The sequence below is a fragment of the Lysinibacillus sp. NPDC056959 genome (genome assembly GCF_042674095.1).
Lineage (GTDB): Bacteria > Bacillota > Bacilli > Bacillales_A > Planococcaceae > Lysinibacillus > Lysinibacillus zambalensis.
Window position 1 is genome coordinate 1 of sequence record NZ_JBHURE010000031.1, and the last position, 20,642, is coordinate 20,642.

The window sequence follows — 20,642 nt, forward strand, 5'->3', positions numbered from 1 at the left end:
ATTATAAATAAACTAACGAAAAGTTAATTTAACATATAATTTTCAGAAAGTGAGGTGTAGAAAGTAAATGTATAAACGTATATTCTGGTCTATTTTAGGCATTTTAATTATTGTAGGTGGAGGAACTTTATCAATGGCTAATAATATTTAATAGCTCACGAAATGTATTTAAAAGAGTTATTCCTATTTTAAGAGTTTTACTTTGAAGATAAACAATTAGTTTAAAGTTTTATAAGTAACGGAGGTGATACCATGAAAAATACAAAAAAGAATATTGAAAAATTTTTAAAAAAAGCAGATTTACCATTTGTAGGAATAAGACCAACTGAAAAAAAATAACATAATCATTAAAAATAACAATCCTATTAAATTTGTAGGATTGTTATTTTTATTAAGAGCATTTCTATTAGAAGATTAATCGGGGATGAAGGGCGGCCCGACTTGCATCGTAGATTTCTTATATTGCATTAGTAAGAACATCCATACCAATTAACTATAAAGCTAAAACATTTATAGAGAGGGGAAATAAGATGAGAGAAACAATTCAAATAAAATCGAATTTATCAGTCTTGAATAAGCAGAATATTTATGACAATATTGAAAGTCTTTTAGAATACTTCTATCAAGGACAAGACGATTTATCACAGAGAGAAAAATATATTACTACTTTAAATCAATTACAAAACAATTCTCTTTCTATAGTAAAAGAGAAAATATACATTGATTTTTCTAATGAAAAGTTATTATTATTTTTACTCGAAAAAAATTTAATTAGTAAAGAAGATATGATTTTAAGTCAAAATGCTTCAATCAAAGAAAAAAAAGAAATAGAAAATAATATTATATATGCTTTAGATTTAATAAAATCTTTAAATCCTAGTCTATACAATCTAGTTACTAAAATAGTTGGAATAATTTTTGTTTCTAAGGCAGGAAATTTTTCGAGTGCCACAGCTCCCACCCATTTAGGTATTGTTTTTTTGAATCCAGATGATACCTGGACCATTATAGACTATGCTGAAGCTATATATCATGAATTTATACATTTAAGTATATTTTTAGAGGATATGATACATGGTTTATTTGTTGATACAAATGATGAACAGTTGGATATGCCGGAAATCACCTCCATCCTACGTGGTGTTCAAAGACCCTTAGATAGATCATTTCATGCTGCTGTTGTTTCAATAGGAATTATGCACTTACATTACATGTTAGATGATGTGGAAAAAAGTAAAATGTATATGGAGGATTTGCGAGAAAATATTATAGAAATGAATAGAAATGAAATGTTTTTTGAAAGGAGGGGGAGAAATCTACTAATTAATATGAACTTATTTGTTGAAAACAGGGATTTCCAAAGTATAAATTATTACCTTGAAAATTAATTATGTTTTTAAGAATAAACATTATACAATTAATTTTTTTGAAAGAACTCTCAGACAAAATCGAGACAAGGAATTTCCCTCTATATACTCGTAAATACGTCTAAAGATGTATCTATTGACTTGATAAATGTTAATACAAACTCGGATTCACCTCAGTATTTTTCTGACACGTATTTAAAAAAATTCTATTCTATCAATTAAGTTGGTCAAAATAAGGTGTTGCTATTGTATGAATAACCATCCCAATTAAAAATTCTCTAAAATAAAAATCAAACGCCTGATTAACGTTTGGTTATGTATCGAGCTCTGGGTGTATAAAAGTTAATAAATAAGGGAGATATATCAAAAAAATGATACATCTCCTTTTCTAATTTAGATTAAAATTTACTTACTGATCGACTCTAAAGATTTATCCTTTTGTCGTCGCTGCGAAAGTATTGTCGGTAGCATCATACCGACAATAACTAAAATAATACCCGCTATTTGTAAAGAAGTTAATGGTTCATGTAGAACAATAACAGAAACGGTTACGGCCACGGGTAACTCGATAGCACTTAAAATAGAAGCAAGGGCTCCTCCTACTTTCGGGACAGCTATAGAGAATAAATAGATCGGCAAAATAATACCGAAGAGTCCTAGTGCTAGTCCGAATTTCCATAAACCACCGGCGAATAATTTACCGTTCCAAAGAACTTCAGGGTTTAGGAAAATACTAATAATGATAAGGGCGACAAAGGAAACAATCAACACGCGTGATGTAGTTGTAATACCCTCCACGTGGCGAGAGTTAAATTGGATAAAGCAAGCAAAAGTAAAGGCAGCAGCAAAACCTAGAAGCCAGCCTTGAATAGCGATACCGCTTAAATCTACATTTAGTACACCAGCCGCTAAAATAGTTCCAGCAAATAATACAATGATAGAAATCACTTCAGTCCGACTTGGTAAGCGTTTATGAAGTGCACAATCTATTAATAAGCCTATCCACGTGAATTGGAAGAGCATGACTACTGCAAGAGATGCGGGAAGATACTTTAATGATTCCCCGTATACAATCCCTGTAGTACCGGTAAGTATCCCGGCGCACACTAAAATTAGCAGTCCCTTTTTAGAAAGCTTCGGTAATTGTCTTTGTGTCACTATAAAAATAGTTGCAACAAGCATAAAGCCAATAATATATTGACTTGATACTGCCTCTCCTGTTGTAAAGCCGTGCTGCATAGCTACTTTGACAATTGTCGATAGTATTCCGTAGCTACTAGAAGCAATGACAATCAATAGAGGATAAATTAAATTCTTTTTCATGTTTTTTATTTCACTTCCTAAAATTGCTTGACCATATGATGAAATGGTTCATCGATTATGGACCATGGCTCTGTAATAACAAAGCCCATACGTTCATAAAGACGACGAGCGTCCTTTTTTTCCGTTTCAACATTTAATGATAATTTTGAATAGCCTCGTTTTTGCGTTTCCTCTAAGGCGAATTGTAGTAATAATGTTCCTATTCCTTTACCGCGTGCTTCTGGTGATACACAAATAGTATCAATATAATATTCATCTTCATGGGCTTCTTTATCGATGATGACGGATGGCGCATTTTTTTCTTCAAGCCATTTTACGAGATTTGCATCCATTTGAATGGCTTCGACACCATTATAGTAAACAAGAATTCCTAGTACTTGCTCATTCTCAACAGCAACAAAAGTATTTAAATAGGAATGTCGATTATCCTCACGCTTGAATAGTACAGTAAGTTCTTGTTCTACTGCTTCAGTTGTCTGTTCTCCTGTTAAACGGTTGGCAATTTCACCAATCGCATCAATAATTAGTGGTATAACGGCATGGGCATCCTGTGGTTGCGCTTGTCGAATTGTAATACTCATTGTCAAAATCCCTACCTTTCTATAGGCAAGTATAACAAAGATAAAGGATGACTCAAGTTTTTGAATAAATGGTGATATTCTGACGGCATCTTTACCTTCTTTCAACGAGTGTCCAAACACCCGCTGAAAGAAGGTAAACCCTCCGGACGCAATTATGCCAAGGCATAATTGATTATTTTTCCGAAAGTTTAAAACTTTATACGATATCTGATTTCGTGTTACTCTATAATGACTAGAGTTTCAGGAGGACAACAATGACAAAGGAAGATAAAGATTATATTTTAGTTTATGGAGATGCTTTTATTGACTATATCGCCGATGATGTAACAAATACATCTTTTACTAAATATATGGGTGGTGCGACGGTAAATGTTGCTGCGGGAATTAGCCGTATTGGTGCCCCATCTGCATTAATTACGATTACTGGAGACGACGAAGGCTCTCAATTCGTTCGAGATGGCCTTGCACAAGAAGGGGTAAACCTGGATTATGCGGTATTTGACCCTGCGAAGCGTGTTAGTGGTGTCTATGTTCATTTAACAGAAGCATGTGAGCGGATTTTTAAAGATTATGTCGATGAGACGCCAGATTTACAAGTAGAAGCAACACAGTTAAACGAAGCAGCTTTTAAACATGCATCTGCTTTAACAGTGTGCTCGGGGACTATGTTCCATCCTACAGCCCTTGATACAACACGTGCTGCTGTAGAAATGGCAAAGGAAAAAGGCGCAATTATCGCAATGGATGCGAATATTCGCCCTTTACGTTGGAGCAGTGAGCAGATTTGCCGTGAGACGATCACGTCATTTTTCGAGAACGTAGATATTTTAAAGGTCACTGATGAGGAATTATTTTTCCTGACAGAAACAACTAGCTTGGAAGAGGGAATTGAGCAATTAAACAGCTATTTAGTGCCTATTATTTTAGTAACAGTAGGGGAAAATGGCACATATGCGGTATTAAATGGTGAGGTTATCCATGTACCGACAGAAAAGGTTGTGCCAGTAGATACTACAGGAGCTGGAGATGCATTTATGGCTGGTGTATTACGCGATGTTCATTACAATGGTTTACCTACAACAGAGGAAGAACTTGCTCGTTGTGCAAGTTTTGGCAATAAGCTAGGTGCTTTGGCAGCTACTAAAGCAGGGGCATTAACAGCTCTTCCGTACTATGATGATATTAAGCATTTACTTAAATAGTTGTTTGGAGTGTGCACACAATGGAGAAAAATTACGATGTATTAGTGAAGGATCGATTATTCTTTGGCGGTGCAAAAGATGCAGATGTAGCTTTTGAACAAGAAACGGTGGATATTGTGATTGATGTTCGCGTAAACGGTTTATCTAATGAGGAGCAGGAAGCGGTTTCGTATGTGTACAAGCATATGCCAATTGCTGATGAGGACATAGCAGTAGCGCCATCTATTCAAAACGTTGCAAAAGAAATTGTTGCTGCCTATGAGAATGGGCAGAAAGTGTACTTCCATTGTGGAAGCGGAGGAGGCCGCGCAGGAGTGGCAGCCACTGCTGTACTAATGGAGCTTGGCATGACGGATTCTCTAGAGGAAGCGGAAGAGGCTGTAAAGAACGCGCGTCCACAAGTAACAATTCGACCAAAAATGGCAGATGCTTTACAGAAGTTATATAAATAAATGAGAAGGTGTACCGGATTTTGGTACATCTTCTTTTTTAGTTAGTCGATAAACATTAATAGTTGGGAGATAAAACGTGAAAGTTAATCGAGGCGATAATTCCTGCAAGCATGCCGATAAAATTAAAAAGTTGGATGACATTTTGTTAAAACGTATGTCATGTGCATAGGTTGACCATTCTCAACATACATAAAATTGTGCTATGCACATTAGAACAGTTTTTTGTTATAGTAATGATATAACAAAGGTGAGGTGATCTCTATGATGGAGGAGTTAGCGGAAGTTCCATGGGCAGTCATAGCACCACTAATTGTGGTTCAATTTATTTTGATGATTATAGCTCTAGTTGATTTACGAAAAATTCATGCAACAAATGGGCCAAAAATTTTATGGGTGTTTCTTATTATTTTTACTAGTTATATTGGTTCGATTGCGTACTTTATAGTGGGGAGAAAACAATCATGACAGTATTACTTCAGGTAACAGGACTTACAAAGCAATTTGCAGAAAGAGTAGTTGTAGATGGAATCGAGTTCACGTTAGAAAAAAACACATCGACAGCTTTAATTGGACCTAATGGCGCTGGTAAAACAACGACATTATCGATGCTAACGGGTTTATTAAAACCAACTTCTGGCAGTGTGAAAATGTTGGATGGTGATGTAAGAGCCAATATTGGTTTCTTGCCACAATATCCGCAATTCCATCCTTGGTTAAGTGCGTTAGAGTTTACTGAAATGGCTGCAAAGTTAAATGGTGTGCCTGCAAAAAAAGCAATAGTAGAGGCACAAAAAACACTTGAGTTTGTTGGTCTAGGTAATGATGTAAATAAAAAAATTGCTACATTTTCTGGTGGCATGAAGCAACGGCTTGGAATTTCCCAGGCAATTGTGCATAAGCCTAAATTACTGTTATTGGATGAACCTGTGTCTGCATTGGATCCGGTAGGTCGTAGAGAAGTTCTTGATTTGTTAAAGGGTTTACAACAAGAAACGACTATTTTATATTCGACGCATATTTTAAATGATGCCGAAGAGATGACCGATCAATTATTATTTTTACGCGATGGGAAGTTAGTAGAACAGGGGACATTACGTGAAGTTCGACAACGTTTCGATGAACCAAATTATGTTGTAGAATTTAGCAATGAAAAAGAGGCAAAACTTTTTGCCAGTCAATCTGAACTTGTTGGGGAAGCAAAAGGTCGTAATGTATATATAGAAATTATTGAAGAAAGGCCGAGTATGCAAGAGCTCCTTCAATATTTAAGTAGTAGTCCTTATAAAATACGAAAAGTGGAGCGGCAAACAGCATCGCTTGAAGAGATTTTCATGAAGGTGGCGAGAAAAATATGAGAGGATTTACTGTACTTCTGCAAAAGGAATTTAGAGAAGCTTGGAGAAGCTGGAAGTTTTTATGGATACCTCTTGTATTTGCATTGCTCGGTATGAGTGATCCACTAACAAACTATTACATGATGGATATTTTAAATGCTGTTGGTAACTTACCAGAAGGCTTTGAAATGTTGATGCCGGAACTAATGCCAGTTGACCTATTACAAGCTTCCGTTGGGCAATTTCAAACGATCGGTTTACTCGTATTAATAGCTTCTTTTGTAGGAGCCATTAGTAAAGAAAGAGCAAGTGGGATGGCTACTTTATTGTATGTCCGTCCTATATCGTTCAGCGCTTATTTTATGAGCAAATTTGTCGTCATGAGTACGGTTAGCTTAATTAGCATTTTAGCTGGTTTTGCGGCGAGCGTATACTATACGGTCGTGCTTTATGGGACATTTGAGATAGGGACACTGATGGCAAGTTTTTTCACGTATTTTTCTTGGCTACTCTTCGTAATAGCAGTGACATTAATGATGAGTGCGGCTTTTACAACAGTGGTAGCAACAGCATGTGCATTCGCTGTCATATTTATTGGGCAAATAGTGGATGCTTTAATAGGGGCATTTTGGACAATATCACCGTGGAAATTACCGGTATATGGCGTTCAATTAATGAGGGGCACGATGGAGATGTCGGATTATTGGTGGAGTCTATCTATTACATTAGTGATCACGATAATTTGTATGAGTATCGGAGCTTTGACGATGAAGAGAAACGCACCGATGACGAAAATTTAACTTTTCTCAGCGGGTGTCCAAACACCGGTTGGAATAGAGGAGCACAGTCTAAAAACGAAAATGATCGACATCGAATCGGCCCTCGAGAACTCCATGTCTGTACTTTGTTTTTAAATAACTTAATTATATTCAAGAGCATCAACTTGGTAGATTTTTATCGGGTTGGTGTTTTTTTAGGTAACGCCGGCTCGAAAACGAATCGGCATTGTAAACCGTCAGATATTGTAAAAATAGATAAAGCAAGACGAGACAAGCTGTTAAGGGCTTGATCGTCTTGCTTTATCCTTCAAGCTTATATATAAGGAGCCGTTTGCTTGAACTTGGGCAAAAAAGACATCTGTAACGGATTGGACATTTTGTTTTTTTAACTTCTTCATAAGCCACTCTTCCGTCAACTCAAGCTCAACTAAGTTTTCATAAATAATTTGTCCATCTGAAGCCACTTCTGTTGGAATATAAGTTGGTGGTGTTACATCGGCCTTTACATCTTGTTTTGTAGCCGATTGTTCAGCAGGCTTTGGTAGCACACTAAGCCTACCGGTAGTTTCAAGTAGTGCATATTGCACATCTTGTACAGAAAATATAGCTTGTTCTCGTAGCATCATCGTTAACTCATCCATATGCAAACGATTTTTCCTTAAGGCAGATTCTAAAATAAGTCCATTTTGAATAAGGATTGTTGGCTTATCATCAACAATTACACGAGCTCTTTTAGATTTAATAGTAAGAATAGTCATCAAATAAGTTAAAACGCCCCACCAAATTAATGCAATAAGCCCGTCTAAAAAGGGTGTTTCTGCCTGCGCCGCTATTTCAGAGGCAATCGAACCAAATGTGATACCTGTCGTATAGTGGAAGAATGTAAGCTGACCAAGCTGCTTTTTTCCAAGAATTCGGGCTACCATTAGTAGTGTGAAAAAAGAAAGTGTTGCTCTAAGTATCATTTCCCAAAAATGAGCGTGAAAAAAATTGTCCATACATAAATCAACTCCTTAAACCGCTATTGAAAATAGCTTGTGCAAAAAGGTCGATAGTATGCGACAATCATTTGTAACCAAATTTTGAGATAATTTAAAAAGTGAGGTGGCAGCATGAAACAAGTCGGAAATTTAAATAACCCAGTGTATCCAATTATGATAGCAATAGCTATTGCCCATCTTATCAATGATACGATGCAAGCTGTTATACCAGCGATGTTCCCAATATTAAAGAGCGATTTAGGGTTAACTTTTACCCAAATAGGTCTTATTTCGTTTGTATTAAATATGTTTGCATCTGCCTTGCAACCGGTTGTAGGTTTTGTTAGTGATAAAAAGCCGATGCCCTATGCATTACCAATTGGTATGATTAGTTCATTTATTGGTATAGCTATTATAGCGTTCACATCACAATATTGGATAATAATTATTGCAGTATTATTTTTAGGGTTTGGCTCAGCTATTTTCCATCCCGAGGGTTCACGTGTTTCATTTATGGCAGCAGGCTCAAAAAGAGGACTTGCTCAATCGATTTATCAGGTCGGAGGTAACTCTGGGCAAGCACTGGCACCATTAATTAGCGCTTATGTTTTCGCTATCTTTGGACAACGTGGTGCAGCAATGGTCTTAGTAGTGGCAGCACTAGGTATTCTACTATTAAGTAAAATTGCAAAGTGGTATAAGAAGCAGTTGGAGCAAGAACGTATGGCAAAGAAAAAGCGAGTATTAGTTTCTAACTTGCCACCATTAACGAAGAAACAAGTAGGCATTGCGTTGACGTTACTGTTTACTATTATTTTTGCGCGATCATTTTATACTACTAATATTACAAGTTTTTATGTGTTTTATTTGATGGGTCATTATGAGGTTAGCCTTCAACTAGGCCAAGTTTTAATATTCACCTTTATGGCATTTGGCGTTATTGGTACATTTTTCGGAGGTTCACTATCAGATCGAATTGGTAGAAAAAATGTTATTTTACTGTCCGTTGTTGTACCGATGCCATTTTGTTTAGCGTTGCCATATGTACCATTATGGGCAGCCATTATATTTTTAATAATTATCGGTACACTCATTATGATTAGCTTCTCGGTAACGGTGGTTTACGCACAGGAGCTTGTTCCAACAAAAATTGGTACAATGGCTGGTTTAACAACTGGTTTTGCTTTTGGGATGGGGGCAATAGGTGCGATGGTCATTGGTGTATTGATGGATCATAGGGGGATTGATTTTACAATGATGGTTGTATCTTTGCTACCATTATTATTACTAGTAGCCTTTTTCTTACCTAAGGATAAGCCAGCTTCAGCGGTGTAATCATAAAGATCGCGAGGAGCACCCGAGTTTGTTTCCTCCAAAGTGAAAGGTATTCATTACTTTATCGATAAGCAAAAACGCGTTCTCTTATTATTAGAGAAACGCGTTTTTATTATTGACGTAATGGTGATAAAAATTCAGAAGGAAGTTTTCCCTTATCTAGTATATATCCCTCTGATATGTGAACTTCATGCATTTTATCATTGTAAGTGAATTTAAAAATACCATTATCAAAGTCAGTACCAATCTCTTTGAAGAATATCCCTTCAATGGATACATATTTAGGACATGTAAATGCTACTTTAAAGTCTCCATGTTCTTGAATTAAATAAGCACGTACACCTTTCTCATATGTATCGTTTGCATCATCATCGTCAGTTGGACGTTGGACAGCCACGATGTGAAAATCAACGAAAGGAACCTCTTTTAATAAAACATTTAGGAAAGAACCTTTTGTAATCTCTTCCCAGCGGCTTTGTGCGCTTTGGCCTACGATAATTTGAGAAATTCCGTAATTTTTTGCCACTTCTGCAATAACTTTTTGTATTGGACGCTTTTCATTATCTTGTAATATGAACTCTTCAATTTCAAGCTCATCAGATAACTTTTTCCATTGCTCAATGTAGCTAGACTTCTCTGCGTCAAAGGCATCAAGGGGTTGCGAATCGACTGAAAGGATATAGAGTGGACAATCTAGCATTGTAGCCATTTTATGACCGCGTCGTATTAATCGCTCGCCGTTAAGCCCATAGTAAACACAAACTAATATACTTTCGTCTAAACGCCCTTTTACATGCTTCATAAAAATTAACACCTCTTATCATGTTGTTATTTTATTAATTTCACTGTCGATTTTGAAAAAAATATCCTAAAACAGCTAAAATCGATGCTGATACAGTGCATTATGCTCATTTATATTGTATACTAAAAAACGTATAAAAGTTAATGACAATATATCGGGAAAACCTTGAGAAAACTAGGTTATCTTTATACTTTACAGTTATTTGATTTATGCATTGCGTGCATTTAAACCAATTGCCTCTATATGCCACACTATTATGCAGTTAGTTAAATAGATAGTCAAGTGACTTGGTACGCCATTGTGTGTGTACATATTATCTCGTTTAAAAATCATGCCATTCTCTATAGGAGTAAGGCGATATTGGTTATTTTGGCTTCTCAGGATATGAAGCTAAATAGCTAAAAAAGTTCCCCAGGTTTTATGCAGTGTACCATCAAAAGCTTCTCTCTGCATAAAGTATGTGTTGAATGTTGAATGATCTAGATTGGTCTTATTTTTAATGTCTATTATTACAACACATGCCGCTTACTTTCCAATTCAAGTTTATTACGTGAAAAAATCAAATTTCAAGAAAATTTCTGATATGTTAATTAGCTTTATTGATCTTATATCTTCCTGGTGGGAGGCAAAAAGGCTTAACTTTTTTTCGGTGTAAACGTTTGCTGAATAAAGTTAGAGTCTCCAGCAATTGCTATAGAATTTTTGTGTTCGAAATAAAGTATAAACAGTAGTAACTTCAGTAGATTTGGGAATACTTTATTATCGGAGTTTTTCGCACTCACTATAGTAAACAGTTGCTGAACGAAATTGATAGTAGGAGGTTTTCACTTGGTTACAGTTCTCATTACGATACTTTTACCATTTGTTTGTGCTGCACTTATTCCACTACTTTATAGGCGACTAAGGCGTGTTGCACATCTTGGCTGGTTTGTTTTATTCGTTCCATTCATCTTATTTCTTTTACTCGCGCGCTATATTCCTCAAATTGCCGAGGGTAAAACGTTTATTCATACATATGAGTGGATTCCCTCTTTTAATATAAATTTCACAACTTACCTCGACGGACTCAGTATGATTTTTGGCTTGCTGATTACGGGTGTGGGTAGTTTAGTCATTTTATATTCTATATTTTATTTATCAACGAAAGAATCTCTTCACCATTTTTACTGCTATTTATTACTATTCATGGGTGCAATGCTTGGCGTCGTCTTTTCAGATAATCTAATGGTATTATACACATTTTGGGAGCTAACAAGTGTGTCATCATTCCTGTTAATTGCATTTTGGCATCATCGAAAAGCATCTCGTGCTGGTGCAAGAAAAGCGATGACTATTACCGTTTTTGGTGGCCTTTCAATGCTTGCAGGCTTTTTGATGCTGTATGTAGCATCGGGTACATTTAGTATTCGTGAAATCGTAGCCGAAGTAGAGGTTATACGAGATCATACATTGTTTATTCCAGCGTTAATCCTTATTCTAATCGGTGCATTTACAAAATCTGCACAGTTTCCTTTCCATATTTGGCTTCCAGATGCGATGGAGGCGCCAACTCCTGTCAGTGCTTACTTACACTCGGCAACAATGGTAAAGGCTGGGATCTATTTAGTTGCGCGTTTTTCACCAGTGTTTGGAGGAGAGGCTGTTTGGTTCTGGCTAGTCAGTGTGATTGGCCTTGTAACGTTGTTCTGGGGTTCATTTAATGCTGTGCGGCAAACAGATTTAAAGGCGTTACTGGCCTTTTCAACGGTTAGTCAGCTCGGTTTGATTATGAGTTTATTTGGACTAGGATCAGTTGCACATTATTACGGCTATGCTGCAGATACTGTTCTTTACACGCAGGCAAGCTTTGCGGCGTTGTTTCATCTTATTAATCACTCCACGTTTAAAGGTGCACTTTTCATGATGGTCGGTATTGTCGATCATGAGGTGGGCACACGTGATATTCGTCGTCTTGGAGGGTTAATGGCTTTAATGCCTATAACTTTCACCATTGCAGTTATTGGTGGATTTTCTATGGCCGGCTTACCTCCATTTAACGGTTTCTTAAGTAAGGAAATGTTTTTCGCTGCAGTATTAACTATTCGCAATGTAGAGGCATTTTCAATTTCTGATTTGGGACTATTATTTCCAATAGTGGCATGGGTAGCGAGTATCTTTACATTTGTTTACTGTATGATTTTAATCAGTCGAACGTTTTTCGGAAAACTACAGCTTGATAAGTTGGATAAAAAACCGCATGAGGCTCCGTTAGGTATGCTACTTTCGCCAATCATTTTGTGCGTCTTTGTAGTTGTGATCTTCTTCTTCCCAAATGTGCTAGGGCATTATATTTTAGAGCCTGCTATGGCAAGTATTTATCCAGCATTCCCATCGACTGGTGAATTAACACCACATATTCATGCTTGGCATGGCATTAATGCTGAATTGTTAATGACTGTTGGTGTCATTATTCTGGGTATTATTTTATTTAAAACGTTAAAAAGCTGGAAGCCTTTGTATCGGATATTCCCACAAAGATATACGTTTAATATGTATTACAATCGTTTGATTGAGTTTGGTGAAAATAGTTCTGCAAAGCTTACGAACCGTTATATGACAGGTAATTTAACACATTATTTTGTCTATATATATGTATTCTTTGTTGCCCTTATCGCAGGATATTTTATATGGTCGGATGCTATTGCATTTAATTTTGCGAAGGATTCCGCAATTGAGTCCTATGAGCTCATTTTAGTGTTTGTCATGATGTTTGCTGCCGTATGGATAATTTTTGCTAAGGGACGCGTAACAGCAATGTTATTAAATGGCGTACTTGGCTATTCAATCGCATTTTTCTTTGTGATTTTCCGTGCGCCGGATTTAGCATTAACGCAATTAGTCGTTGAATCTGTGACAACTGCTTTATTCCTTCTATGCTTTAAATATTTACCTGATTTAATGCCTGAATCCTCCCGCAAAAAAATGCAATGGTCTAAGGTCATTATATCCATTTTCGTTGGTACCACAGTTACATTAGTAGGCTTAGCGGTTGTCCATTTCGATCGCTTTGAGCCAGTAGCTACTTACTTCAATGATTCTTACAAGCTGGCGGGTGGTTCAAATATCGTCAACACCATATTAGGCGATTTTCGTGCGTTTGATACGATGCTAGAAGTTGTCGTTCTTCTGATTGCTGGCTTAGGAGTATATACATTAACGAAGCTAAAGCCACGAAAGGAGGAAACGGATCATGAAAATCAATGACGTTATTTTACGTACTGTCACAAAGACAGTCGTATTCATAATTTTAACCCTTGGAATTTATTTGTTCTTTGCAGGGCATCATGCTCCAGGTGGGGGTTTTATAGGCGGTCTCGTGCTAGCCTCCGGCATTGTTCTACTATATTTAGCGTATGACATTGAAACAGTGCATAAAGGGATGCCTTTTGATTTTAAAAAAGTTGCTGCGCTTGGCGTATTACTTGCGACGGGCACAGCAATTGGCTCACTATTTTTTGATGTTCCGTTTTTAACGCAGACACATAGCTATATAAATGTACCGATATTCGGGAAGATGGGCTTTTCGACGGTAACCATTTTCGAGGCTGGCGTAGCTTTAACAGTAGTTGGTGTTGTAGTCACAATTATTTTAAGTATAAGTGAGGATGAGTAGCCAATGGAGTCTTTAATACTAGTGTTAGTTGGTGTATTAGTAGCTGTTGCGACGTACTTAATCCTCTCGAAACAGTTATTACGTGTGATTTTAGGAACGGCGGTATTATCGCATGCGGCACATTTACTGATTTTAACGATGGGTGGACTGAAGAAGGGGAATGTACCACTTTTAGAGGAATCAGAAGGTCCTTACACAGATGCTCTGCCGCAAGCTTTGATTTTAACTGCAATCGTGATTAGCTTCGCGGTGACGGCGTTTGTGCTTGTTCTCGGTTACCGAGCTTATAAAACGAACAGTTCGGCGAATTTTGATGAATTGAGAGGTACGCCGGATGAGTAATATGATTGTTTTACCATTAATTGTGCCGGTTATTACGGCCATTTTACTTGTGTTTTTACGTGACAATGTATTTTTGCAGCGCATCATTAGTTTGGTGACATTAAGCTTTGTTGCCTTTATTAGTGTTATTTTATTGCTAGAGATTCAAAAACAAGGTGTAATGCGTATTGATTTTAGTGGCTGGGCACCGCCATTCGGCATTTTATTTGTCGCTGATTCGTTCGCAATGCTTCTTGTATTAGTCGCGAATATTGTCGCAGCCATTTGTCTGTTATATGCCTTTTTTACAATCGGTAAGAGCTTTGAAAAGATGTATTTTTACCCGTTTGTCCTACTTATGGTAGCGGGTGTGAATGGCTCATTTCTAACAGGGGATATTTTTAACTTGTTTGTGTGTTTCGAGGTGATGTTACTTGCTTCTTATGCACTTATTAGTTTAGGTGGCGAGAAAGTTCAGCTGCGAGAGGCTTTAAAATATGTCCTTATTAATATTGTTGCATCTTGGATTTTCCTAGTGGCATTAGCTTTTTTATATGGAACCGTTGGAACGTTGAATATGGCACATATTTCAGTTCGCGTGATGGAGCTAGGAGCTGACCCACTGATCACGACTGTGGCTCTTATTTTCTTAATTGTCTTTAGCTTGAAGGCTGGCCTATTATTATTCTTCTGGCTTCCAGGCTCATACAGTGCACCTCCAACAGCTATAGCCGCACTTTTTGCTGCATTATTAACAAAGGTTGGAATTTATGCGCTCGTCCGCACTTTTACATTACTTTTCCCGAATAATACTGAAGTGACTCATATGATACTAGGAATTATGGCAGGACTGACGATTATTGCTGGATGTATGGGAGCACTAGCAGGACGAGATGTAAGAACAATTGCCTCGTATAATGTCCTTATTGGTGTTGGCTTTATAGTAGCTGGTCTAGCGATCGGTACCGAGTCTGCCTTACAGGGTGTAACATACTATTTGATGCACGATATGGTAGCTAAGGCCATGCTGTTTTTAGCAGTTGGCATGATGATGTATGTTACTGGTGAAACGGTTATTGATAAAATGAGTGGGCTTATTCGAAATTACCCTCTTTTTGGCTGGTTATTCTTTATTGTCATGTGTTCCCTTGCTGGGATACCACCATTGAGTGGCTTTTTAGGGAAGGTTTTAATAGGACAAGGAGCTATTGAGGGCGGAAATTTTGTTCTACTAGGGCTAGGATTTTTATCTAGTTTAATTGTTTTGTATTCACTATTACGAATATTTCTTTCCTCATTCTTTGGGGAAACGATTATTAGTCTAGAAGATGAAAAGCCGCTACCAAAGCGTATGGTTTTACCATTAACATTATTGGCAGCTTGTACGATTGTTTTAGGAATTGGAGCTGAATGGATGGCTCCGTATGTAACAGATGCGGCAGAGACACTCTATACGCCATCAATCTATATTGATGCAGTGCTAGATGGCACAACATGGCAAGGTGAGGTGAATGAATAATGGCGATGCAATTTATCCTGAATTTATTTATCGCAACACTTTGGCTCTTGTTAAAGGATGAAGTGGTACCACAGTTTTCGACATTTTTAATGGGCTTTATCGTCGGAATAGGGATTTTATATGCGATGCACCGCTTTTACGGCACACAATTTTATTTACGACGTGTGTTTTCAATCATTAAATTATTATGGCTCTTTAATTGGGAGCTACTATTATCGAGTTACAGCGTATTAAGACAAATTACGACGCCGAAGCTCACTATAACTCCTGGAATATTTACGTATAAAACAGCGCTAAAAGGAGATTGGGAAATAACAGCTCTTGCATTGTTGCTCACGCTGACTCCAGGTTCAGTCGTGATGGAAGTTTCTGAAGAGGGGGATATGTTTTATATTCATGCAATGGATATTGAACAATCGAAAGAAGCTGTCATTCGTTCAATAGGAAAATTTGAACAAGCGATCATGGAGGTGACACGCTAATGATTGATAAAATTTTACTTTTGGCTCTTGCATTATTCAGTGTATCGATTGCGTTGTCGCTATTTCGTGTGATTCGAGGCCCTTCGTTGCCTGATCGTGCTATTGCACTTGATACAATAGGTGTTAATCTACTTTCAGCAATCGCTATCGTCTCTATTATTTTGAAAACAAAGGCGTATTTAGAGGCGATATTAATATTAGGGATTTTAGCTTTTATCGGCACGATTGCATTTACGAAATATATTGAAAGAGGTGTGATTGTTGAACGTAAATCAAATGATTGAATGGGCGGCAGTTATACTTATATTGATTGGCTCCATTGTAAGTGTTATTAGTGCATTTGGGATGATTCGTTTACCAGACGTATACACGCGTTCACATGCTGCAACGAAAAGTTCGACATTGTCCGTCTTAACATGTCTATTAGGTGCATTTATTTACTTTTGGGTTCATGATGGATATGTTAGTGTACGTTTAATATTAGGAATTGGCTTCGTTTTTGTAACAGCTCCTGTAGCAGGGCATTTAATATGTCGAGCTGCGTATCGATCTCGCGTACCTTTAGCAGAAGGGTCCGGAGAGGATGAGCTAAAGGAAAAGTTATTTGCAGATGAAAAATAAAATAAGTGGCAAACATCCAAAGGCATATCGGGATTGGCTCTAGCTTATCCAGCAGGAGTAGCGTTAGTTAATAATCTGAGACCCCCATTTTCGGGGTCTTTTTTTGTTAAAACGTACGCCATGTATAGTTTGTTGGGAGTACAAGTGAAGCGTCCAGCTGGAAAGGAAATCACTCCTACGTTATGATGAGGAACTTATTTTGTAGGTGGTAAATCTAAATGGATTGATTTTTCCGAAAATTATGTATATAATATTTTATCGGGAAATTTTCAGATTAGCTTGATTATTACTTCGAAAGAGTATATCTTATTAGCAGATAGATATTTATTCTCTGTGGTGTATAAATATCCATGCACTTATTTTCAAGAACAAGAGTTTTATAGATAAAAAAACATAAATAAAAGGAGATTGTTGAATATGAAGAACAAATTTTTCATGCTTATGCTTGTGCTAGTAATTGCTGTCCTAACGGCATGTGGCGCAAAAGATGATAAGGCAAGCGATAAAGATTCAAATGCTAACGAAGGCGCAGAACAAAAGCAAGTTTTAAAAGTAGGTACTTCATCTGATTATGCACCATTTGAGTATGTCGATGCTGCAAAAGGTGATGATATTATTGGTTTTGATATTGATTTAATTAAATTAGTTGGTGAAAAGATTGGTGCAGAAATAGAAGTTCAAGATATCGACTTCAATAGTTTAGTGCCAGCTCTACAAGCCGGAAAAATTGATATTGTTATCTCTGGTATGTCACCTAATGAAGAACGTGAAAAAGTTGTAGATTTCTCTGAAAAATATAATCAAACAGAGCAAGTGTTTATCGTGAAAAAGGATAGCGGTATTAAAAAAGAGGCTGATTTAGCTGGTAAAAAAATTGGTGTTCAAAACGCTTCAATCCAAGAAACTTTAGGTAATAAAATTGCTAAAGAAGTAGATGCCACTGTTGAAGGTCGTACTCGAATTCCTGAAATTGTTCAAGACATGATGTCAAAACGTTTAGATGCTGGAATTGTAGAAAGTGGTGTAGCGAAAGGCTATCTTGATACGAACGATAAACTAGAAGCGTTCCCTGTTAAAGAGCAACCTGAAGACTTTAAAGCAATCGCTGTTCCAAAAGGTAGCGATCTTAAAGATAAAATTAACAAAGCATTAAAAGAATTAGCTGCTGAAGGTAAAATTCAAGAGCTAGAAGAAAAATGGTTAAAAGTTAAATAAGTAAGTTTACTGCGATAGCTCTATCTCGAGCTATCGCTTATATCTTTCATTTCCTGAAAAAAGAACAAGAAAGGAGGGGGCACTGTGAATTTAGATTTTACAGCTATCATTCCCTCTATTCCTTATATATTAAAAGGGATAGGTGTTACACTTCAAATTGCAATCGGTGCATCAATCATCGGTTTTATAGTTGGTATATTACTAGCGTTATGCAAAATCGGTAAAGTGAGTATTTTACGTTGGTTTGCAGATTTTTATACATCAATTTTCCGTGGTACACCGCTCGTACTACAATTAATGATTATCTATTATGCAGTGCCACAATTATTAGATATTCAAATTGAGCCAGTTCCAACGGCTATTATTGCATTCGGGTTAAACTCAGGTGCTTATATTTCAGAAATCATTCGCGCTGGTATTAATGCGGTTGATAAAGGACAGATGGAAGCGGCACAAGCGCTAGGTATTCCATATGCGAAAATGATGAAAGATATTATTATCCCACAAGCCGTGAAAAATATTTTACCATCTTTAGTGAATGAGTTTATTACACTAAATAAAGAAACGGCTGTCGTGACGGTTATTAGTGCACTTGATATTATGCGCCGTGCTTATATTGTAGGTGGTTCAACATATCGCTATCTTGAGCCATTACTATTTGCGGGTGTAATCTACTACATTATGACGCTTGTATTAACGTTCCTTGGTAGACGAATTGAGAAAGGAATGAGAAGAAGTGATTAAAATTGAAGATTTACACAAATCATATGGACAAAACGAAGTACTAAAGGGTATTTCAACAGAAGTTAAAGAAAAAGAAGTAATTGCTATTATTGGTCCATCAGGGTCTGGTAAATCAACATTCCTGCGCTGCTTAAATTTATTAGAAGAGCCAACGAGTGGAAAGGTTACAATTGCGGGTGACGTTCTAACGGACAAAGGGACAAACATTATGAAAATCCGTGAAGAGGTAGGTATGGTATTTCAGCATTTTCATCTTTTTCCTCATAAAACGGTACTTGAAAATTTAACATACGCACCGATTAATGTAAAAGGAATGGATAAGACAGCGGCTATCAAAAAGGCTGAAGATTTATTAACGAAAGTAGGCCTATTTGATAAGCGCAATGAATATCCAAGTCGTCTATCAGGTGGACAGAAGCAACGTGTTGCTATTGCTCGAGCACTAGCAATGGATCCAAAAGTAATTTTATTTGACGAGCCTACTTCAGCTCTTGACCCTGAAATGGTAAAAGAGGTATTAGCCGTTATGAAAAATCTTGCTGATACGGGTATGACGATGTTAATCGTAACGCATGAGATGGGCTTTGCACGTGAAGTGGCTGACCGTATACTATTCCTTGATGGCGGAAAGTTAATTGAGGACGCACCACCAGAACAGTTCTTCTCATCACCATCTACACAGCGTGCGAAAGATTTTCTAGAAAAAGTATTATAAGTGATAAAACGCATTTAGACTCTTTTAAAGGAGTGTCTAAATGCGTTTTTTGTTTACTTAAGTTCATTTATTAATGTATCCATCCATGGAGGTCTGCCTGTAGAAAAAGTAGCTAGTCAGATTTTCATTTTAAATTACTCTTTTTGTTCAATCTAATGATTTTATGTGTATGTGCTTACAATTACTTTATTTTATGCTTATAATAGGAGGGTCAGATTTTTATCTTCATTCAGTAGAAGCTCCCACCTCTGAAGGTGGTTAGATGAATGCGGATGTGTTCCTTTTCAGTGGGAGCGACAGCAACAATTACGCCAATGCGAAATTGATCTGATGAAAAAGTAGCCACAAAGTGAGCGATTGCGATTGAAAAAATTATTATATGTAGCTTTTTTTGTTGTTTTTATAGTCATTTTTTTGTACGTAAACAATCATTGGCTGGTTGTAAGCAAGTATGAATTCGAGTCAGAAAAAGCGCCCGCCGGCTTTGATGGACTACGCATTACGCAAATAACAGATTTACAGGATGCTCTCTTTGGTGAACATCAAGAGAAACTCATAGCAAAGGTGAAGGCAACAAATCCTGACCTGATTTTTATTACAGGTGATTTAGTTGATAGTAATCGTTATAATTTGGAGCGAAGCTTGCAGGCTGTTAGGGGATTAGTTAAATTAGCGGATGTCTATTATGTACTAGGAAACCATGAAGTAGCGACGAATAAAGTGAATGTAATTTATAATGAGCTATCATCGTTAGGTGTACATGTATTGTCCAATGAATCGGCCGTCATTGAGCGCGACGGGGAGCGCTTGGCGATTGTTGGCATCGAAGATCCGTTATCGGGTAGAACAACGAAAGAAATGCTAGAGATAGCAACAAAAAATGTTCCACCAAATATATTAACGATTTTACTAGCGCATCGACCAGAAGTGTTTAATACGTATGTGGACTTTGGAATTGATTTAGTATTTGCAGGACATGCACATGGTGGACAAGTTCGAATTCCTGGTATTGGTGGTCTTTTCGCACGAGGACAGGGAATACTTCCGAAGTATACGGCAGGTGTTTTTGAAGAAGGAACAACAACTATGGCCGTTAGTCGAGGATTAGGTAATAGTACAGTACCTATTCGAATTTTTAATCCACCAGAAATTCTTGTAATGGAATTAAAGAAAAAATAAGCACTGCGTCTTTGCTACGCGGTGCTTATTTTTGTTTAC

22 protein-coding genes are annotated in these 20,642 nt (G+C 37.0%); 18 read left to right on the forward strand and 4 right to left on the reverse strand.

Going from position 1 to position 20,642, the window contains the following annotated elements; all coding sequences use genetic code 11:
• The first annotated feature begins 530 nt into the window (after positions 1-530).
• Positions 531-1,388 (forward strand): aKG-HExxH-type peptide beta-hydroxylase, encoded by an 858-nt coding sequence (locus ACFTQ7_RS22255; protein ID WP_386831223.1) that lies wholly within the window; start codon positions 531-533, stop codon positions 1,386-1,388.
• Positions 1,389-1,772: 384 nt separating this feature from the next.
• On the opposite strand, the gene ACFTQ7_RS22260 is transcribed toward ACFTQ7_RS22255, so the two are convergent.
• Positions 1,773-2,690, reverse strand: a complete 918-nt coding sequence (locus ACFTQ7_RS22260) for an EamA family transporter (protein WP_386831225.1) — start codon at positions 2,688-2,690, stop codon at positions 1,773-1,775.
• Positions 2,691-2,707: 17 nt separating this feature from the next.
• Positions 2,708-3,271 carry a GNAT family N-acetyltransferase gene (locus ACFTQ7_RS22265; protein ID WP_386831294.1) on the reverse strand — a complete coding sequence of 188 codons (564 nt, stop codon included), beginning with the start codon at positions 3,269-3,271 and terminating at the stop codon, positions 2,708-2,710.
• A 254-nt stretch (positions 3,272-3,525) separates the two neighbouring features.
• Between ACFTQ7_RS22265 and ACFTQ7_RS22270 the strand changes: the two genes are divergently transcribed.
• From ACFTQ7_RS22270 to ACFTQ7_RS22290, 5 genes are all read left to right on the forward strand, one after another.
• Positions 3,526-4,473 (forward strand): carbohydrate kinase family protein, encoded by a 948-nt coding sequence (locus tag ACFTQ7_RS22270; RefSeq protein ID WP_386831227.1) that lies wholly within the window; start codon positions 3,526-3,528, stop codon positions 4,471-4,473.
• Positions 4,474-4,493: 20 nt separating this feature from the next.
• Positions 4,494-4,925 (forward strand): protein-tyrosine phosphatase family protein, encoded by a 432-nt coding sequence (locus tag ACFTQ7_RS22275; RefSeq protein ID WP_386831229.1) that lies wholly within the window; start codon positions 4,494-4,496, stop codon positions 4,923-4,925.
• Positions 4,926-5,186: 261 nt separating this feature from the next.
• Positions 5,187-5,390 (forward strand): PLDc N-terminal domain-containing protein, encoded by a 204-nt coding sequence (locus ACFTQ7_RS22280; RefSeq protein ID WP_079562753.1) that lies wholly within the window; start codon positions 5,187-5,189, stop codon positions 5,388-5,390.
• The gene (locus ACFTQ7_RS22285; RefSeq protein ID WP_386831231.1) at positions 5,387-6,280 is read left to right on the forward strand and encodes an ABC transporter ATP-binding protein; all 894 of its coding nucleotides are present in this window, start codon (positions 5,387-5,389) and stop codon (positions 6,278-6,280) included. Before ACFTQ7_RS22280 ends, ACFTQ7_RS22285 begins: the two co-directional genes overlap by 4 nt.
• Positions 6,277-7,059: an ABC transporter permease gene (locus tag ACFTQ7_RS22290; RefSeq protein ID WP_386831233.1), complete on the forward strand. Its 783-nt coding sequence runs from the start codon at positions 6,277-6,279 to the stop codon at positions 7,057-7,059. Before ACFTQ7_RS22285 ends, ACFTQ7_RS22290 begins: the two co-directional genes overlap by 4 nt.
• Positions 7,060-7,316: 257 nt before the next feature.
• On the opposite strand, the gene ACFTQ7_RS22295 is transcribed toward ACFTQ7_RS22290, so the two are convergent.
• The gene (locus ACFTQ7_RS22295) at positions 7,317-8,036 is read right to left on the reverse strand and encodes a YetF domain-containing protein (RefSeq protein WP_386831235.1); all 720 of its coding nucleotides are present in this window, start codon (positions 8,034-8,036) and stop codon (positions 7,317-7,319) included.
• A gap of 114 nt (positions 8,037-8,150) precedes the next feature.
• Here ACFTQ7_RS22295 and ACFTQ7_RS22300 point away from each other — a divergent pair, with 114 nt between their 5' ends.
• Complete coding sequence (locus tag ACFTQ7_RS22300; protein WP_386831237.1) at positions 8,151-9,353, forward strand: MFS transporter; 1,203 nt, start codon at positions 8,151-8,153, stop codon at positions 9,351-9,353.
• Between the two features lie 112 nt (positions 9,354-9,465).
• Here the strand turns inward: ACFTQ7_RS22300 and ACFTQ7_RS22305 are convergent, their stop codons facing one another.
• Complete coding sequence (locus tag ACFTQ7_RS22305) at positions 9,466-10,155, reverse strand: histidine kinase (RefSeq protein WP_386831239.1); 690 nt, start codon at positions 10,153-10,155, stop codon at positions 9,466-9,468.
• 828 nt (positions 10,156-10,983) lie between these two features.
• Between ACFTQ7_RS22305 and ACFTQ7_RS22310 the strand changes: the two genes are divergently transcribed.
• The 11 genes from ACFTQ7_RS22310 (at position 10,984) to ACFTQ7_RS22360 (ending at position 20,603) form a co-directional block, all read left to right on the forward strand.
• Positions 10,984-13,398: a Na+/H+ antiporter subunit A gene (locus ACFTQ7_RS22310; RefSeq protein ID WP_386831241.1), complete on the forward strand. Its 2,415-nt coding sequence runs from the start codon at positions 10,984-10,986 to the stop codon at positions 13,396-13,398.
• Positions 13,385-13,807, forward strand: a complete 423-nt coding sequence (locus ACFTQ7_RS22315; RefSeq protein ID WP_349661496.1) for a Na(+)/H(+) antiporter subunit B — start codon at positions 13,385-13,387, stop codon at positions 13,805-13,807. Before ACFTQ7_RS22310 ends, ACFTQ7_RS22315 begins: the two co-directional genes overlap by 14 nt.
• A 3-nt stretch (positions 13,808-13,810) precedes the next feature.
• Positions 13,811-14,149 (forward strand): Na(+)/H(+) antiporter subunit C, encoded by a 339-nt coding sequence (locus ACFTQ7_RS22320; protein WP_386831243.1) that lies wholly within the window; start codon positions 13,811-13,813, stop codon positions 14,147-14,149.
• Positions 14,142-15,647: a Na+/H+ antiporter subunit D gene (locus ACFTQ7_RS22325; protein ID WP_349661494.1), complete on the forward strand. Its 1,506-nt coding sequence runs from the start codon at positions 14,142-14,144 to the stop codon at positions 15,645-15,647. Before ACFTQ7_RS22320 ends, ACFTQ7_RS22325 begins: the two co-directional genes overlap by 8 nt.
• Positions 15,647-16,129: a Na+/H+ antiporter subunit E gene (locus tag ACFTQ7_RS22330; protein WP_349661493.1), complete on the forward strand. Its 483-nt coding sequence runs from the start codon at positions 15,647-15,649 to the stop codon at positions 16,127-16,129. The genes ACFTQ7_RS22325 and ACFTQ7_RS22330 overlap by 1 nt, the downstream gene beginning before the upstream one ends.
• Positions 16,129-16,413 (forward strand): Na(+)/H(+) antiporter subunit F1, encoded by a 285-nt coding sequence (locus ACFTQ7_RS22335; RefSeq protein WP_079562764.1) that lies wholly within the window; start codon positions 16,129-16,131, stop codon positions 16,411-16,413. Before ACFTQ7_RS22330 ends, ACFTQ7_RS22335 begins: the two co-directional genes overlap by 1 nt.
• Positions 16,391-16,750: a Na+/H+ antiporter subunit G gene (locus ACFTQ7_RS22340; RefSeq protein WP_079562765.1), complete on the forward strand. Its 360-nt coding sequence runs from the start codon at positions 16,391-16,393 to the stop codon at positions 16,748-16,750. Before ACFTQ7_RS22335 ends, ACFTQ7_RS22340 begins: the two co-directional genes overlap by 23 nt.
• 417 nt (positions 16,751-17,167) lie before the next feature.
• Positions 17,168-17,965, forward strand: a complete 798-nt coding sequence (locus ACFTQ7_RS22345; protein WP_386831246.1) for a transporter substrate-binding domain-containing protein — start codon at positions 17,168-17,170, stop codon at positions 17,963-17,965.
• Positions 17,966-18,049: 84 nt separating this feature from the next.
• Positions 18,050-18,709 carry an amino acid ABC transporter permease gene (locus tag ACFTQ7_RS22350; RefSeq protein ID WP_386831248.1) on the forward strand — a complete coding sequence of 220 codons (660 nt, stop codon included), beginning with the start codon at positions 18,050-18,052 and terminating at the stop codon, positions 18,707-18,709.
• Complete coding sequence (locus ACFTQ7_RS22355; RefSeq protein WP_386831250.1) at positions 18,702-19,424, forward strand: amino acid ABC transporter ATP-binding protein; 723 nt, start codon at positions 18,702-18,704, stop codon at positions 19,422-19,424. Before ACFTQ7_RS22350 ends, ACFTQ7_RS22355 begins: the two co-directional genes overlap by 8 nt.
• 363 nt (positions 19,425-19,787) lie before the next feature.
• Positions 19,788-20,603 carry a metallophosphoesterase gene (locus tag ACFTQ7_RS22360; protein WP_386831252.1) on the forward strand — a complete coding sequence of 272 codons (816 nt, stop codon included), beginning with the start codon at positions 19,788-19,790 and terminating at the stop codon, positions 20,601-20,603.
• Positions 20,604-20,642 lie beyond the last annotated feature (39 nt).